The sequence below is a fragment of the Kitasatospora sp. NPDC092039 genome, assembly GCF_044756065.1.
Taxonomy (GTDB): Bacteria; Actinomycetota; Actinomycetes; order Streptomycetales; family Streptomycetaceae; genus Kitasatospora.
On record NZ_JBIVSD010000008.1, the window covers coordinates 170,352 to 185,198 of the forward strand.

Sequence of the window (14,847 nt, forward strand, 5' to 3'; positions counted from 1 at the left end):
GGCTCCCCGTGAGAACCAGCACCGCCCGCCGCCTGCTCGCGACCGCCGCCCTGCTGCCGGTCCTGGCCCTGGCCGCCTGCGGCTCGGACCCGAAGATCGCGGGTGCGGCGGGGCCGGCCGGTCCGGCCGCCACCGCCACCGAGGACGTCGTCTCCGGCCTCACCCGCTCGGAGGCCGCCGCCGCACTGCTGCCCGAGGACGTCCGCAGGGCCGGCACGCTGAAGTTCGGCTCGGCCGTCGGCTCGCCGCCCACCGCGTTCCACGCCGACCAGGCGGGCGGGAAGCCGGCCGGGATCGACGTGGACTTCACCGACGCGGTCGCCAGGCTGCTGGGCCTCACCGTGCAGCGCGAGGAGGCCGCCTTCGAGACCATCCTGCCCGCTCTGGACAGCGGGAAGTACGACGTCGGCACCGGCAACTTCGGGGTCACCACGGCCCGGCTGAAGACCATCGACTTCGTCACCTACATCGACGACGGCCAGGGCTTCGCCGTGAAGAAGGACAACACCGCGATCCAGCCGGTCACCGACCTGCTCCAGCTGTGCGGACTGACCATCGGCACCGGCGCCGGCACCACCTTCGAGACCACCCTCAACAGCCGGCGGAACGCCTGCTCCGACGCCGGGCGCAAGCCGTACGAGGTCAAGGCGTTCAGCGAGAGCGGCGCCCTGCTGACCAGCCTCCAGCAGGGCCGGGTGGACGTCGAGATGTCCACCATCAACGGCCTGCGCCACCAGGCCGCGCAGGAGGCCTCCGGCACCCGCTTCCTCGGCGAGTTCCACCGCCTCGACGTCGGCTTCGCCCTGAAGAAGGGCTCCGAGCTCGCCCCGGCCCTCCAGGCGGCGGTCAACCAGCTGATCAAGGACGGGACGTACGAGCGGATCCTGCGCAAGTGGGGGGTCGCCGAGTCGGCGATCAAGGAGTCGCAGATCAGCCCGCCCGAGCACGGCTGAGCGCCGGCCCCTCCGAGGAGACCCGATGACCGTCACCACCGAGACCCCCGCGGCCCCGGCCCGCCGCCCGGCGGCCGTCGCCGCAGACCTCGACCTCGACGCCCTGGACGGCCTGCGGACCGTCCCCGCCCGGCACCCCTGGCGCTGGGCCGCCGGGATCGCCGCCCTGGTCGTGCTCGCCCAGTTCGCCCACGGCCTGGCCACCAACCCCGGCTGGGACTGGGCCACCTTCCGGCTCTACTTCACCGCCGACACCATCCTCCGGGCAATCGGGCGGACCCTCCAACTCACCGTCTACGGCACGGTCCTGGGCTTCCTGCTGGGCACCGTGGTGGCCGCGATGCGGCTGTCCCGCAGCGCGGTCCTGCGGTCCGTCGCCTGGGCCTACGTGTGGGTGTTCCGCTCGATCCCGCTGATCGTCCAGCTGGTGTTCTGGTTCAACCTCTCCTACCTGTACAAGCGGTTCGGGATCGGCGTCCCGTTCGGCCCGACCTTCGGCGACGTCGAGACCGTCGGGGTGCTCGGCGCGCTCGGCGCGGCGGTGCTCGGCCTCGGGCTGCACCAGGCCGCGTTCGCCGCCGAGATCATCCGCGGCGGCGTCATCGCGGTGGACGCCGGCCAGCGGGAGGCCGCCGCCGCGCTCGGCATCCCGCGCTGGCGCCAGGGCTGGCGGATCGTGCTGCCGCAGGCCATGCGGGGCATCCTGCCGGCCGCCGCCAACGAGGTGATCTCGCTGCTCAAGGGCACCTCGGTGGTCTACGTGATGGCCATCGGCGAGCTCTTCTACCAGGCCCAGGTGATCTACGGCCGCACCGGCCGGGTGGTGCCGCTGCTGATGGTCGCCACCGTCTGGTACGTGCTGCTGACCACCCTGCTCTCGATCGGCCAGTACTACGTCGAGCGCCACTTCGCCCGCGGCGCGGAGCGCACCCCGCCGCCCACCCCGTGGCAGCGCGTCCGGGCCTTCGCCCGGAGCCTGTCGGACCGCACCCGGCCCGCCGCCGCCCGTATCCGGCCCGCCGCCGCCCGTACCCCCGGAGGACAGTCGTGACCACCCTGACGAAGCCCGACCCGGCGCCGGCCGGTCCGGCCCCGGCCGCCCCGATGGTGCGGGTCCGCGGCCTGCACAAGAGCTTCGGCCGGCTGGAGGTGCTGCGCGGCGTCGACCTGGACGTCCCGGCCGGCTCGGTGACCGTGGTGCTCGGCCCGTCCGGCTCCGGCAAGTCCACCCTGCTGCGCGCGATCAACCACCTGGAGAAGCTGGACCGCGGCCACGTCGCCATCGACGGCGAGCTGATCGGCTACCGGCGCTCCGGCGACAAGCTGTACGAGCTCAGGGAGCGCGAGGTGCTGCGCCAGCGCACCGGCATCGGCTTCGTGTTCCAGAACTTCAACCTGTTCCCGCACCTCACCGTGATGGAGAACCTGGTCGAGGCGCCGGTCGCCGCGCTGCGCCGCCCCAGGGCCGAGGCCAGGGCGGCGGCGCTGGCGCTGCTGGAGCGGGTCGGGCTGGCCGACAAGGCCGCCGCCTACCCCCGGCAGCTGTCCGGCGGGCAGCAGCAGCGGGTGGCGATCGCCCGGGCGCTGGCGCTGGAGCCCAAGGTGCTGCTGTTCGACGAGCCCACCTCGGCGCTCGACCCGGAGCTGGTCGGCGAGGTGCTGGACGTCATCAAGGACCTGGCCCGCAGCGGCACCACGATGATCGTGGTCACCCACGAGATCGGCTTCGCCCGCGAGGTCGCCGACACCGTGGTCTTCATGGACGGCGGCGTGGTGGTCGAGCAGGGCCCGCCCGCCGAGGTCCTGGACCGGCCGCGGCACGAGCGCACCCGGGCCTTCCTGGCCAAGGTCCTCTGACCCCCGTCTCTCCGAATCCCCTTCACCGAGCAGGAGTTCCGCCATGTCCCTACCCCGTCGTGCCGTCCTGACCGCTGCCGGAGCGCTCGCCGCCGCCCTCGTCCTGGCCGGCTGCGGCAGCGGTGCCACGGGCGCGGCGGCGGAACCCGGCCCGGCCGGGGGCAGCACCGCGCCGGACGGGACGGTGGTGAACCTGTCACCGAACCAGAACCGGGTCACCACGCCCAAAGTCGACGCGATCGCCGCGCTGGTCCCGGAGGAGATCAGGAGGAAGGGGACGCTGAGCGTGGTCGACTCCATCGGCACCACCCCGCCGCTGGACTTCTACGCCGACGACGACCGGACCGTCATCGGCGTCGAACCGGACCTCGCCTCACTGATCGGCGACGTGCTGGGCCTCAGGGTCGAGTTCCACCCGGTCTCCTGGGAGAACATCTTCGTCGGCCTGGACAGCGGCAAGTACGACGTGGGCGTCTCCAACATCACCGTCACCGAGGCGCGCAAGGAGAAGTACGACTTCGCCACCTACCGGCTGGACGTCCTGGGCTTCGAGGCCAGGAAGGGCAGCGGCCTCAGGGTCACCGGCGCCGGGGACCTCGCGGGCCGGTCGGTCGGCGTCGCCACCGGCACCAACCAGGAGAAGCTGCTGGTCTCCTGGAGCGAGGAGAACGTCAGGAAAGGCCTCAAGCCGATCGACATCAAGTACTTCCAGGGCACCGAGTACTACCTGGCGCTCTCTTCCGGCCGGATCGAGGTCTACACCGGCCCCAACCCCAGCGTGGCCTTCCACGCCGTGCGGACCGGCGAGACCGAGGTCGTCGGCACCTACTCGGGCGGCGGCGCGGACGTCCTCGGCAAGATCGCGGCGACCACCAGGAAGGACAACGGGCTGGTCAAGGCGCTGAACGGGGCGATCGACGAGGTGATCCGGAACGGCACGTACGGGCAGGTGCTCAAGCGCTGGGGCCTGGACGGCGAGGCTGTGCGCGGCTCCGAGATCAACCCGCCCGGGCTGCCCAAGCCGTGACGGCGCCGGAGCACACCGGGCCGGGCCCGTTCACCTGTTCGTTCCCGCCCGCCGCTATGGTGACCCGTCCGGCGGCGAACGCCGGGCGGTCGCGGTCGAGTTGGGGGACGGCATGGAGAAGGGCGAGGTGCTCGGCGGTCGCTTCCGGCTGGAGCAGAAGCTGGGCAGGGGCGGTTTCGGCGTGGTCTGGCGGGCGACCGACACGACCATCGACCGGGAGGTCGCGGTCAAGGTGCTGCTCGCGGAGCACGCCACCGACCGGGAGGCGGTCAGCCGGTTCGTCCGCGAGGCCCGGACGGCCGGCGGCCTCAACAACCCGCACATCGTGACCGTGTACGACTACGGCTGGACCGAGACCGGCTCCGGGAGGATCCCGTACCTGGTGATGGAACTGGTCCGCGGCCGGGCGCTGTCCGAAGTGCTCAAGGACAGCCGCCCGGACCATGGGCAGGCGCTGCGCTGGATGCGGCACGTGTGCAAGGCGCTGGAGGCCGCGCACCGCTCGGGGATCGTCCACCGGGACATCAAGCCCGAGAACGTGATGATCGCGGACGAGGGGGAGCGGGCCAAGGTCCTGGACTTCGGCATCGCCCGGCTGGTCACCCAGACCGTCCGGCTCACCTCCACCGGCAACGTGGTCGGCACCGTCCCGTACCTGGCGCCCGAGTGCTGGTCCGGCGGCGCGGTGGACGGCCGGGCCGACCTCTACGCGCTCGGCATCATGCTGTACGAGGTCTGCACCGGCGCGCGCCCGTTCCGCGCCGCCTCGGCCGCCGAGTACATGTACAAGCACCTGGAGGAGGTCCCGTCCCGGGTGCGCAGCAAGGACCCGGCGCTGGCCGGGCTGATCGCCGAACTGCTCGCCAAGCGGCCCGACCGGCGGCCGGCCGGCGCCGCCGAGGTGCTGGAGCGGCTGCGCGGCGTCCGGCCCGGGATGCTGCGTCCGGACGACCCCAGCCCGGAGCAACTGCGCCGGCGGGCCGACCGGGCCTGGCGGCACGGCGAGGCCGGGGAGGCGGCCGAGGCGGTGGAGATCCTCACCGCGCTCGTCCCCGACTTCGCCCGGATCTGCGGCCCGGAGGACCCGCGGACCCTGCGCACCTGCCACGACCTGGCCCTGTGGCTGGCCCGGGACGGCAGCCCGGGCGCGGCCGTCGCCCTGCTGGACGAGCTGGTCCAGGTGCCCGGCGCCAGCCCGGAGGCCCGGGCGGACGCGCGGCGCGACCTCGCGCACTGGCAGCGGGAGGCCGCCCGGCTCGGCCCGGGGCGGGCCCGCGGGGGGCCGACCCTGGCGGTGCTGCTCGGCGGCGGGGCGCAGGGCGACTGAGGCGTCCTCGGCGGCCGGGGCGCCGGGCCGTGCCGCCGTGGTCCCGTGCCGCCGTCGGCCCGCGACGGCGGACGTCCGCCGTCGCCCGACGGGTGTCAACCGTGCGGGCCGCCGAGCCGGCGCCGCGGCCGGCCCGGCAACCGGGAGGATTTCGCCCATCGGGACGGTCTGGTCCCGCCGCCCGGCGCGTTGGTATACCTCGTTGCCGGACTCGGGAGCGGCGTCCGCGCCGCCCCGGTGAGCTGCGACGAAAGGCTGGTGACGGATCGATGAAGCTCCTGCGCGTCGGACCCCGGGGCGCCGAGCGCCCGGTCGTCCTGGGCGAGGACGGCACCGCGTACGACCTCTCGGGGCGGGCCCGCGACCTCGACGGGGCCTTCCTGGCCGGGCTGGACCCGGCCGCGCTGGCCCGGGACGCGGCCGCCGGCCTCCTGCCGGTGGTGGACCTCGACGGCCTGCGGGTCGGCGCACCGGTGCCCCGGCCGGGCAAGGTGGTCGGCATCGGGCTCAACTACCGCGACCACGCGGCCGAGGCCGGGGCCGCGATCCCGGCCGAGCCGGTGGTCTTCCTCAAGCCGGGCTCCACCGTGGTCGGCCCGTACGACGAGGTGCTGGTGCCGCGCGGCGGCGAGAAGACCGACTACGAGGCCGAGCTGGCGGTCGTGATCGGCCGCACCGCCCGCTACCTGGACTCGCACGCCGAGGCGGCGGGGGTGATCGCCGGGTACACGATCGCCAACGACGTCACCGAGCGGGCCTTCCAGTTCGAGCGCGGCGGCCAGTGGGACAAGGGCAAGTCGGCGGAGACCTTCACCCCGCTCGGGCCCTGGCTGGTCACCGCCGACGAGGTGGCCGACCCGCAGGCGCTGACGCTGCGGCTCTGGGTCAACGGCGAGCGGCGGCAGCACGGCAGCACCGCCGAGATGATCTTCCCGGTGCTCGAACTGGTCCGCTACGCGAGCCGGTTCATGGTGCTGGAGCCCGGCGACGTGGTCATCACCGGCACCCCGGCCGGCGTCACCCTGGGCCGCCCCGGCACGCCGTACCTCGCCCCGGGCGACGTGGTCGAGATCGAGATCGACGGGCTCGGCCGCCAGCGCCAGGTGCTCGGCAGGGCCTGACGGCCGAGGCCGCCCCGACCCTTGGCACGGGGGTCGGGAGAGCCTGCGCGGCGCCGCGACGGAGCGCGCCGTTACGACGCGCCGCCCAGCACCGCCCGCAGCCGCGCCGCCCGTTCCGGCCGCGGCCCCTCCAGCGCGAGCACCCCCGCCAGCACCTCCGCCGTCTGCGGGTCGTGCAGCGCCGTCGCCGCCGCCATCGCGGTGAACTGGTCCACCAGCCAGTCGCGCAGCTCCGCCACCGGCAGCGTGCGCCCCTCGTCCAGCCAGCTCAGCGAGGCGCCCTCGACCACCGCGATCCACGAGCGCACCAGCAGCGTCAGCCGCGGCCCGGCCTCCCGCACGCCCAGGTGGCGCAGGGTCCGCCGCAGCGCCGCCCGCCGGACGTCGTCCACGATCGCCGAGGTGCGGGCCGTCTCCACCACCGAACCGCCGCGCAGCAGCGCCGAATAGCCCGCGTCGTGCTCGGCCACGAAGGCGAAGTAGCCGTCCAGCACCGCCGACAGCTGCTCGGATGGCGTCCCGCTCACCGGCACCGCGAAGCGGCTGGTCAGCTCGTCCGCCGCGGTGCGCAGCGCGGCCTCGTACAACTGCTGCTTGCCGCCCGCGAAGTAGCGGTACACCAGCGGGCGGGACGCCCCGGCGGCCTCGGCGACGTCGTCGAGGCCCACCTCCTCCGGCGGCCGGGAGGCGAACAGCTCCAGGGCGACCGCGATCAGCTGCTCGCGCCGCTGCTGGACCGGCAGCCGCCGGTAGCCGGTGCGGCGCGGGCGCAGCTCGGGTACGGCCGGGCCGGGGCCCTGACCGGCGGCCGGAGTGGGGCTGGCTTCCATGGCGGCCAAGCGTAATGGCCGCCGGACGGATCGGATCCTGTCGCGCCGAACGGATTTTCGCAGGCGAACGCCGGTCGCAAAGGGGTTGCAAAGCCGCTGTGCCACGAAATGATGTCCGAATGCGTGAAGAACTGATCACCGCCGACGGCGCCACCCCTCGCCGCATCGCCGACGACCACGTCCGCGAACTGGCCGAGCTCGACCCGCTGACCGCGGTGTACCTCGGCGTCAACCTCGACGACGACCGGCTGCCCGACCTCTCCCCGGCCGGTCCCGAGGCCGTGGCCGACCTCGCCCGCCGCACCCTGGCGAAGCTCGACGAGGCCGAGCGGGCCGGCGCCGCCGAGGACGAGGCGGAGCGCCGCTGCGCCCGCCTGCTGCGCGAGCGGCTGACCGCCGAACTCGCCGTCCACGAGGCGGGGGAGAACTTCCGCTCGCTGCGCAACCTCGGCTCCCCGGTGCACGACCTGCGGGAGTCCTTCACCCTGATGGGCACCGACACCGAGGCCGAGTGGCAGGTGGTCGGCCGCCGCCTGGCGAAGGTCCCGGTGGCGTTCGAGCAGTACCGGCGGACGCTGTCCGAGGGCGTCGAGCGCGGCCTGCTGTCCGGCCCGCGCCAGGTGGCCACCGTGCTCGGGCAGTTCGCCGAGTGGCTGGGCGAGGACGCGCCCGCCGACGAGCGGCTTCCCGGTGCCTGGTTCGGCCAGTTCGTCCAGGGCGCGCCGGAGGCGCTGCACCCCGAGCTGTCGAAGCACGCGGTGGCCGCCGCCGAGGCGCTGGCCGAACTGCGCGACTGGCTGCGCGACGTGTACGGCCCGGCCGCGGCCGGCGCCCCGGACACCGCGGGCCGGGAGCGCTACGTCCGCTGGGTGCGCTACTGGACCGGCGCCGACCTGGACCTGGACGAGGCCTACGCCTGGGCCTGGAGCGAGTTCCACGACCTGCTGGCGCAGATGGAGACCGAGGCCGAGAAGGTCCTGCCGGGCGCGGGCCCGCTGGCGGCGATGCGCTGGCTGGAGACCGAGGGTCCGGCCATCGAGGGCGCCGAGGCCGCCCGGGAGTACCTCCAGGGCCTGATGGACCAGGCCGTCCGGGACCTCCAGGGCACCCACTTCGACCTGGCCGAGCCGGTCACCCGGGTCGAGTCGAAGATCGCCCCGGCCGGCAGCGCCGCCGCGCCGTACTACACCGCGCCCTCGCTGGACTTCAGCCGCCCCGGGCGGACCTGGCTGCCGCTGCTCGGCCGGGACCGCTTCCCGGTCTGGGACCTGGTCTCCACCTGGTACCACGAGGGCGTGCCGGGCCACCACCTCCAGCTCGCGCAGTGGAACTACGTCGCCGACCGGCTCTCCACCTACCAGGTGAGCCTCGGCGGGGTGAGCGCCAACCTGGAGGGCTGGGCGCTGTACGCCGAGCGCCTGATGGACGAGCTCGGCTACCTCACCGACCCGGGCCACCGCCTCGGCTACCTCAACGCGCAGATGATGCGTGCGCTGCGGGTCATCGTCGACATCGGCATGCACGTGGGCATGGAGTTCCCGGCGGACTCCCCGTACAAGCCGGGCGAGCCGGTCAGCCCCGAGTACGCCCGGGAGTTCTTCGGCCTGTACTGCGGGCTGTCCGCGGACTTCCTGGACAGCGAGCTGGTCCGCTACCTGGGCCTGCCCGGCCAGGCGATCGGCTACAAGCTCGGCGAGCGCGCCTGGCTGCGCGGGCGGGCGGCGGCGAAGGCGGCGCACGAGGCGCGCGGCGAGGAGTTCGATCTCAAGGCCTGGCACATGGCGGCGCTCTCGCAGGGCTCGCTGGGGCTGGACGACCTGGTCGAGGAGCTGTCGGCGCTCTGATCCACGACGCGGCGCGGGCCGCGACGAGGGCCGTGGCACCAGGCCCCCGGGACTCGGTCCGGAGTCTCGGGGGCCTGGTCCTTTTGTCCCGGAGGACCGATTTGGTGAGGTTTTTCCTTGCGATCCGTCCGGAGCGGAGTTTCGCTGGAAGGCGACTGCGTGACCTCTCCGCCCCACTCCGGAAAGGCTCCGATCAGTGACTGCGCAAACCGCAACCGGTCACGGTCATGAGGACGCGGACCCTCGCCGCTGGTGGGCGCTGGCGGTCATCGCCACCGCCCAGCTCATGATCGTGCTCGACATCACCATCGTGAACATCGCACTGCCGTCCGCCCAGCGGGACCTGGGCATCTCGGACGCCGACCGGCAGTGGGTGATCACCGCCTACACGCTCGCCTTCGGCGGTCTGCTGCTGCTCGGCGGCCGGCTGGGCGACCTCTTCGGCCGCAAGCGCGTGTTCACCGTCGGCCTGCTGGGCTTCGCCCTCGCCTCCGCCCTCGGCGGCGCGGCGGTAGGCCCGGCCATGCTCTTCGGCGCCCGTGCCCTCCAGGGCGCGTTCGGCGCCCTGCTCGCCCCCTCCGCGTTGGGGCTGCTCTCCACCACCTTCTCCGATCCCCGGGAACGCAGTACGGCCTTCGGCATCTTCGGCGCGATCGCCGGCGGCGGCTCCGCGATCGGCTTCATCGCCGGCGGTCTGCTGACCGAGTACCTGGACTGGCGCTGGTGCCTGTTCGTCAACGTGCCGATCGCCGCCGTCACCGCCTTCGCGGCGTTCACCGTGCTGCACCGCGACCACGTCGGGAAGGGCCGCCGGACCCGGCTGGACCTGCCCGGGGCGCTGCTCGGCTGCGGCGGCCTGCTGGCGATCGTCTACGGCACCTCCGAGGCCGTGACCCGGGGCTGGGGCGACGGCCTGGTGCTCGGCTCCCTGGTCCTGGGCGTGGCGCTGCTCGCGGTGTTCGTGCTGGTCGAGCGGCGCACCGCGCACCCGCTGCTGCCGCTGCACATCGTCGCCGACCGCAACCGCGGCGGCGGCGCGCTCTCGATCGGCCTGGCGATGGTCGGGATGTTCGGCACGTTCCTGTTCCTGACCTACTACCTCCAGGCCATCAAGCACTTCTCGCCGATCATGTCCGGCCTGTCCTTCCTGCCCATGACGGTCGCCATCGTGCTGAGTTCGACGGGCTTCGCGGCCCGGCTGATGACCAGGGTGCCGTCCCGGACCCTGGTCGGCCCGGGTCTGCTGCTCGCCGCGGGCGGCATGGCCTGGCTGACCCAGATGCGGGTGGACAGCCCGTGGGCCGCCATGGTGCTGCCCGCCGAGCTGCTGATCGGCTTCGGCATGGGCCTGGTGTTCATGCCGGCGATGAGCCTGGCCACCCTCGGAGTCGCCCCGAACGAGGCCGGCGCGGCCTCGGCCACCATCAACTCGGCCCAGCAGGTGGGCGGTTCGGTCGGCACCGCGCTGCTGAACACGGTCGCGGCGAGCGCCACCGCGAGCTTCCTGGCCACCCGGGTCGCCGCCGACCCGGCGGTCCAGGCCCAGGGGGCGGTGCACGGCTACGTGGTCGCCACCTGGGTGGCGATGGGCGTGCTGCTGCTGGCCGCGCTGGTCGCGGTGCTGATGATCGACCACCGGCCGGCGCCGGGCGAGGCCACCGGTGTCGAGGGCGGTGCGGCGGAGCCCGAGGCGGCGGCCGTACCCGCCGTGGACGGCCGGCCGACGGGCCTGCGGGAGGCGGCCGCCGCCGACGTCCGGGCCAACGTCCGGCCCGCGAGCGAGGTCCGGGCGGAGACGGGGGCGGAGCGGCCACCGGGCGACTGAGAACGTGCAGCAGGGTCTCGCAGTCAACCTCCGGCGCCTGCTTGATTCCTGGCCACCGTCCGGGGATCAGGCAGGCGCCGCCGTGCAGGCGGTTCTCCTTCTTCGACGGCCGCCACCCCGCAGACCCGCGGCTGCCGCGCGACCTGGCACGTCCACCTGTCCATCACCGGCGTCAACCGGGACGTGTGCGACGGCCTGCACCGCCTCGGCCGCACCACCTCCACCGACCCGCACGACCGGGACGGCGCGGACCCGCGCGGACTGCGCCCGGGCCGGTACGGTGCAGGCGGGGGCGGACGACGGATTTCTCATCGAACTCCGAGGAGCCCGTCACGACCTTTCCAGGCCGAGGCGTCATAGTCGTTGACCGAACGCCGTCCCCGATCGCCCCGGCAGGAGAAACAGGCATGGGCAAGCACCGCCGCCAGAGGTCGCGCCGCCGCGGACTCCTGGCCCCGTCCCTGTTCACCGCGCTGTCCGCGGTGGCGGTCGCCGCCGTGCTGACCGGGACGCACGGGCTGGACCTGTCCGACGCCACGGCCGCCGGGAAGGCGGCCCGCAGCACCCGGGCGGCCGCCGCGCCCGCCCCGGCCGGCGGCCAGGCGGCGGCCACCCCGGTCGCGGCCCCCTCGCCGTCCGCGTCCGCGTCCGCGACCCCGACCGCCGCCCCGGCCGACCCGGCCACCTCGACGGCCACCGCGACGGCCACTCCCGCCGCCCACGACGCGGCCCTCGGCACCACCGGCCCGGCCCCGGCCGGTGACCGCGAGACCGAAACCGTCGGCCCGCTGTTCAGCGGAGCCCTCGCGGCCGGCGACCACTTCTGCACCGCCAGCGTGCTGCACAGCGCCACCGGCAACCTGCTGCTGACCGCCGCGCACTGCCTCGGCGGCACCGACGGCGTCACCTTCGCGCCCGGCTACCGCGACGGCACCGCCCCGTACGGCACCTGGCGGGTGACCGCGATCCACACCACCGACGGCTGGTCCCGCGACGGCGAGGTGGACGAGGACTTCGCGATCCTGGAGACCGCCCCCAGCGACGGCCGCAACGTCGAGGACGTGGTCGGCGGCAACCGGCTGGGCACGGACGAGCCGTTCGACGCGACCGTCCGGCTCTACGGCTACCCCGCCGCCTCCGAGACGCCGCTCCTGTGCACCAACACCACCGCCCGGCAGAGCGAGTACCAGCGGGTCGTCCAGTGCCCGGGCTACCCGTCCGGCACCAGCGGCGGCCCGTGGATCGACACCGCCACCGGCGACGTGATCGGCACGATCGGCGGCTACCAGCAGGGCGGCGACACCGACGACACCTCGTACAGCGCCTTCTTCGACCACACCATCGCGGACCTGTACGCCCAGGCCGAGACGGCCGCCTCCTGAGCCCGCGGGGGCCCGGTCCCGAACCGGGCCCCGACCGGCCGGGACCGGCCCGGCTCCGGTCGGCCCCCATCGGCTCCGACCGGCCCCGGAACATGACGAAGGCCCAGATCCGTGGATCAACTCCACTGATCTGGGCCCTGGTTACACTCTTGCGAAGAGTGCCCCCGGTAGGATTCGAACCTACGCACCCGCCTCCGGAGGGCGGTGCTCTATCCCCTGAGCTACGGGGGCCTGTCGGCCTGTCGGCGGCTCGCGCTTCCGACGTGGAGAACACTACCAGGCTCCGGCCGTGGTCCGTGCACGGGTTTTCCCGGAGACCGCCCGGGCGGTGCCGGCGGGCCTCGGCGGAAGTGCCCAAAGGCCGGACGGGGCGGCGGGGCCGCCGATACCCTCGGTGAGGTGTCGGGAGTGTCCGGGCGGGTCCTCGTGGTGGACGACAGCGAGGTGATCCGCCAGCTGATCAGGGTCAACCTGGAGCTCGAGGGCTTCGAGGTGGTGACCGCCGCCGACGGCGCCGAATGCCTGGAGGTCATCCGCCGGGTGCAGCCCGACGTGGTGACGCTGGACGTGATGATGCCGCGGCTGGACGGCCTGCGGACGGCGGCCCGGCTGCGCGCGACCCCGGACACCAGCCGGCTGCCGATCGCGATCGTGAGTGCCTGCACCCCGGCGGACCTCGACCTGGGGGAGACCGTCGGGGTGGACGGCTACCTCGGCAAGCCCTTCGACCCGGCCGACCTGGTGGCGCTGGTCCGGCGCCTGATGCGGCTCAAGGGCCACCCCGGGGAGCCGTCCGGGGGCCGGGCCGCCGGACACCCCGCCGGGCCGCCCGACGTAGTTCGCCCTGAGCGAACAGAGCGCAGCGATCGCGGCTGAGACCCCGTAACGACGGCGCCCGGGCGTCTCAACCGGTAAACCGGGTGGCGGGCGGGCACCCCGTCTCGCCTACGCTTGGCGTCGTGACCCCCGCAGACCTTTCCCAGGCAATCCAGGCCGCAGTGAGCACCGCCGTCGAGGCGGGCGAGCTGGCCGTCGCCGTGCCCGAGCACGTGACGGTCGAGCGGCCCAAGAACAGGGACCACGGCGACTACGCGACCAACGTGGCCCTCCAGCTCGCCAAGGCGGCCGGCAAGCCGCCGCGAGCCGTTGCCGAGGTGCTGGCCGGCCGTCTGCGAGGGATCACCGGCGTCGCCCGGGTCGACATCGCCGGTCCGGGCTTCCTGAACATCACCCTGGACACCGCCACCGCCGGCGCGCTGGCGCGCACCGTCGTCGAGGCGGGCGAGGCCTACGGCCGAAACGACGCCCTCAAGGGCCTGAAGATCAACCTGGAGTTCGTCTCCGCCAACCCGACCGGCCCGATCCACATCGGCGGCGTCCGCTGGGCGGCCGTCGGCGACTCGCTGGCGCGCGTGCTGCGGGCCTCCGGCGCCGACGTCACCACCGAGTACTACCTCAACGACGCCGGTGTGCAGATCACCAAGTTCGCCGCCTCGCTGCAGGCCGCCGCGAACGGCCGCGAGGTGCCCGAGGGCGGGTACGTCGGCGAGTACATCGTCGACATCGCCAAGACGCTCACCGACGCGATCCCGGGCGTGCTCGACCTGCCCGAGGCCGAGCAGCTGCAGGTCTTCCGCACCGAGGGCCTCAAGCTCATGGTCGCCGAGATCAAGCGCTCGATGGACGAGTTCGGCACCCACTTCGACGTGTGGTTCTCGGAGAAGACGCTGCACGACTCCGGCGCGGTCGAGAAGGCCATCGACCGGCTGCGCGAGCAGGGCCACGTCTTCGAGAACGAGGGCGCGGTCTTCCTGCGCACCACGGACTTCGGCGACGACAAGGACCGCGTCCTGATCAAGGCCGACGGCGACAAGACCTACTTCGCCGCCGACGCCGCGTACTACCTGTCCAAGCGGGACCGCGGCGCCGAGGTCGCGCTCTACATGCTGGGCGCCGACCACCACGGTTACGTCAACCGCCTCAAGGCCATCTCGGCCTGCGCGGGCGACGACATGAACCACAACATCGAGGTGAAGATCGGCCAGTTCGTGAAGATGCTTCGCGACGGCGAAGAGGTCCGCATGTCCAAGCGGGCCGGCAACATCATCACGATCGACGACGTGGTCGAGTGGATCGGCGTGGACGCCGCCCGCTACACCCTGGCGCGCTCCTCCACGGACTCGACGATCACGCTGGACATCAACCTGCTGACCAGCCAGACCAACGAGAACCCGGTCTTCTACGTCCAGTACGCGCACACCCGGATGTGCGGCGTGGCGCGCAAGGCCGCCGAGCTGGGCGTCGACAAGGGCACGGTCGAGCAGTTCAAGCCCGAGCTGCTGGCCACCGAGTGGGAGTCCGACGTGCTCGGCCACCTCGCGGAGTTCCCGCGCGTGCTGGCCACGGCCGGCGAGCTGCGCGAGCCGCACCGGGTCGCGCGCTACCTGGAGGACCTCGCGGGCAAATACCACCGCCTGTACGAGAACTGCATGTTCCTGCCCAAGGGCGACGAGGAGCTCAACGACACGCACCGCGCCCGCCTCTGGCTGGTCGAGGCGACGCGCACCGTGCTCGCCAACGGCCTCACGCTCCTGGGCGTGACGGCGCCCGAGCGGATGTAGGCACCACCCCCAAGCGCACTGCGGGGGCGGCTGACGGTCAACGAGGACCGTCGCCGCCCC

The 14,847-nt window shown here is 73.7% G+C and carries 12 protein-coding genes and 1 tRNA gene; 11 read left to right on the forward strand and 2 right to left on the reverse strand.

The features are described from left to right. The first annotated feature begins 8 nt into the window (after positions 1–8). From ACIQI7_RS18115 to ACIQI7_RS18140, 6 genes are all read left to right on the forward strand, one after another. Complete coding sequence (locus tag ACIQI7_RS18115) at positions 9–953, forward strand: ABC transporter substrate-binding protein (RefSeq protein ID WP_401110796.1); 945 nt, start codon at positions 9–11, stop codon at positions 951–953. Between the two features lie 25 nt (positions 954–978). Further along, positions 979–2,004 (forward strand): amino acid ABC transporter permease, encoded by a 1,026-nt coding sequence (locus ACIQI7_RS18120; protein ID WP_401110798.1) that lies wholly within the window; start codon positions 979–981, stop codon positions 2,002–2,004. Positions 2,005–2,057: 53 nt separating this feature from the next. Beyond that, on the forward strand, positions 2,058–2,810 hold the full coding sequence (locus tag ACIQI7_RS18125; RefSeq protein ID WP_401111057.1) for an amino acid ABC transporter ATP-binding protein: 753 nt from the start codon (positions 2,058–2,060) through the stop codon (positions 2,808–2,810). A gap of 43 nt (positions 2,811–2,853) precedes the next feature. Further along, complete coding sequence (locus ACIQI7_RS18130) at positions 2,854–3,837, forward strand: ABC transporter substrate-binding protein (RefSeq protein WP_401110801.1); 984 nt, start codon at positions 2,854–2,856, stop codon at positions 3,835–3,837. Positions 3,838–3,949: 112 nt separating this feature from the next. Beyond that, a complete protein-coding gene (locus ACIQI7_RS18135; protein WP_401110804.1) occupies positions 3,950–5,164 on the forward strand; it encodes a serine/threonine-protein kinase in 1,215 nt (404 codons plus the stop codon). A gap of 269 nt (positions 5,165–5,433) precedes the next feature. Then, a complete protein-coding gene (locus ACIQI7_RS18140) occupies positions 5,434–6,285 on the forward strand; it encodes a fumarylacetoacetate hydrolase family protein (protein WP_401110807.1) in 852 nt (283 codons plus the stop codon). 71 nt (positions 6,286–6,356) lie between these two features. On the opposite strand, the gene ACIQI7_RS18145 is transcribed toward ACIQI7_RS18140, so the two are convergent. Continuing rightward, positions 6,357–7,115, reverse strand: coding sequence for a TetR/AcrR family transcriptional regulator (locus tag ACIQI7_RS18145; protein WP_401110810.1), 759 nt, complete (start codon positions 7,113–7,115; stop codon positions 6,357–6,359). Positions 7,116–7,234: 119 nt separating this feature from the next. Here ACIQI7_RS18145 and ACIQI7_RS18150 point away from each other — a divergent pair, with 119 nt between their 5' ends. The 3 genes from ACIQI7_RS18150 to ACIQI7_RS18160 all read left to right on the forward strand — a co-directional run bounded on the left by ACIQI7_RS18150 (position 7,235) and on the right by ACIQI7_RS18160 (position 12,166). Continuing rightward, the gene (locus ACIQI7_RS18150; protein WP_401110811.1) at positions 7,235–8,959 is read left to right on the forward strand and encodes a DUF885 domain-containing protein; all 1,725 of its coding nucleotides are present in this window, start codon (positions 7,235–7,237) and stop codon (positions 8,957–8,959) included. A 196-nt stretch (positions 8,960–9,155) separates the two neighbouring features. After that, a complete protein-coding gene (locus ACIQI7_RS18155) occupies positions 9,156–10,784 on the forward strand; it encodes an MFS transporter (RefSeq protein WP_401110814.1) in 1,629 nt (542 codons plus the stop codon). Positions 10,785–11,191: 407 nt separating this feature from the next. After that, a complete protein-coding gene (locus tag ACIQI7_RS18160) occupies positions 11,192–12,166 on the forward strand; it encodes a trypsin-like serine peptidase (protein ID WP_401110816.1) in 975 nt (324 codons plus the stop codon). A gap of 159 nt (positions 12,167–12,325) precedes the next feature. Here the strand turns inward: ACIQI7_RS18160 and ACIQI7_RS18165 are convergent. Then, positions 12,326–12,397, reverse strand: a tRNA-Arg gene (locus tag ACIQI7_RS18165). 177 nt (positions 12,398–12,574) lie between these two features. Between ACIQI7_RS18165 and ACIQI7_RS18170 the strand changes: the two genes are divergently transcribed. Together ACIQI7_RS18170 and argS are read left to right on the forward strand one after the other, a co-directional pair. Beyond that, the gene (locus ACIQI7_RS18170; RefSeq protein WP_401111059.1) at positions 12,575–13,042 is read left to right on the forward strand and encodes a PleD family two-component system response regulator; all 468 of its coding nucleotides are present in this window, start codon (positions 12,575–12,577) and stop codon (positions 13,040–13,042) included. Positions 13,043–13,125: 83 nt separating this feature from the next. Then, a complete protein-coding gene (gene argS, locus ACIQI7_RS18175) occupies positions 13,126–14,787 on the forward strand; it encodes an arginine--tRNA ligase (protein ID WP_401110819.1) in 1,662 nt (553 codons plus the stop codon). Positions 14,788–14,847 lie beyond the last annotated feature (60 nt).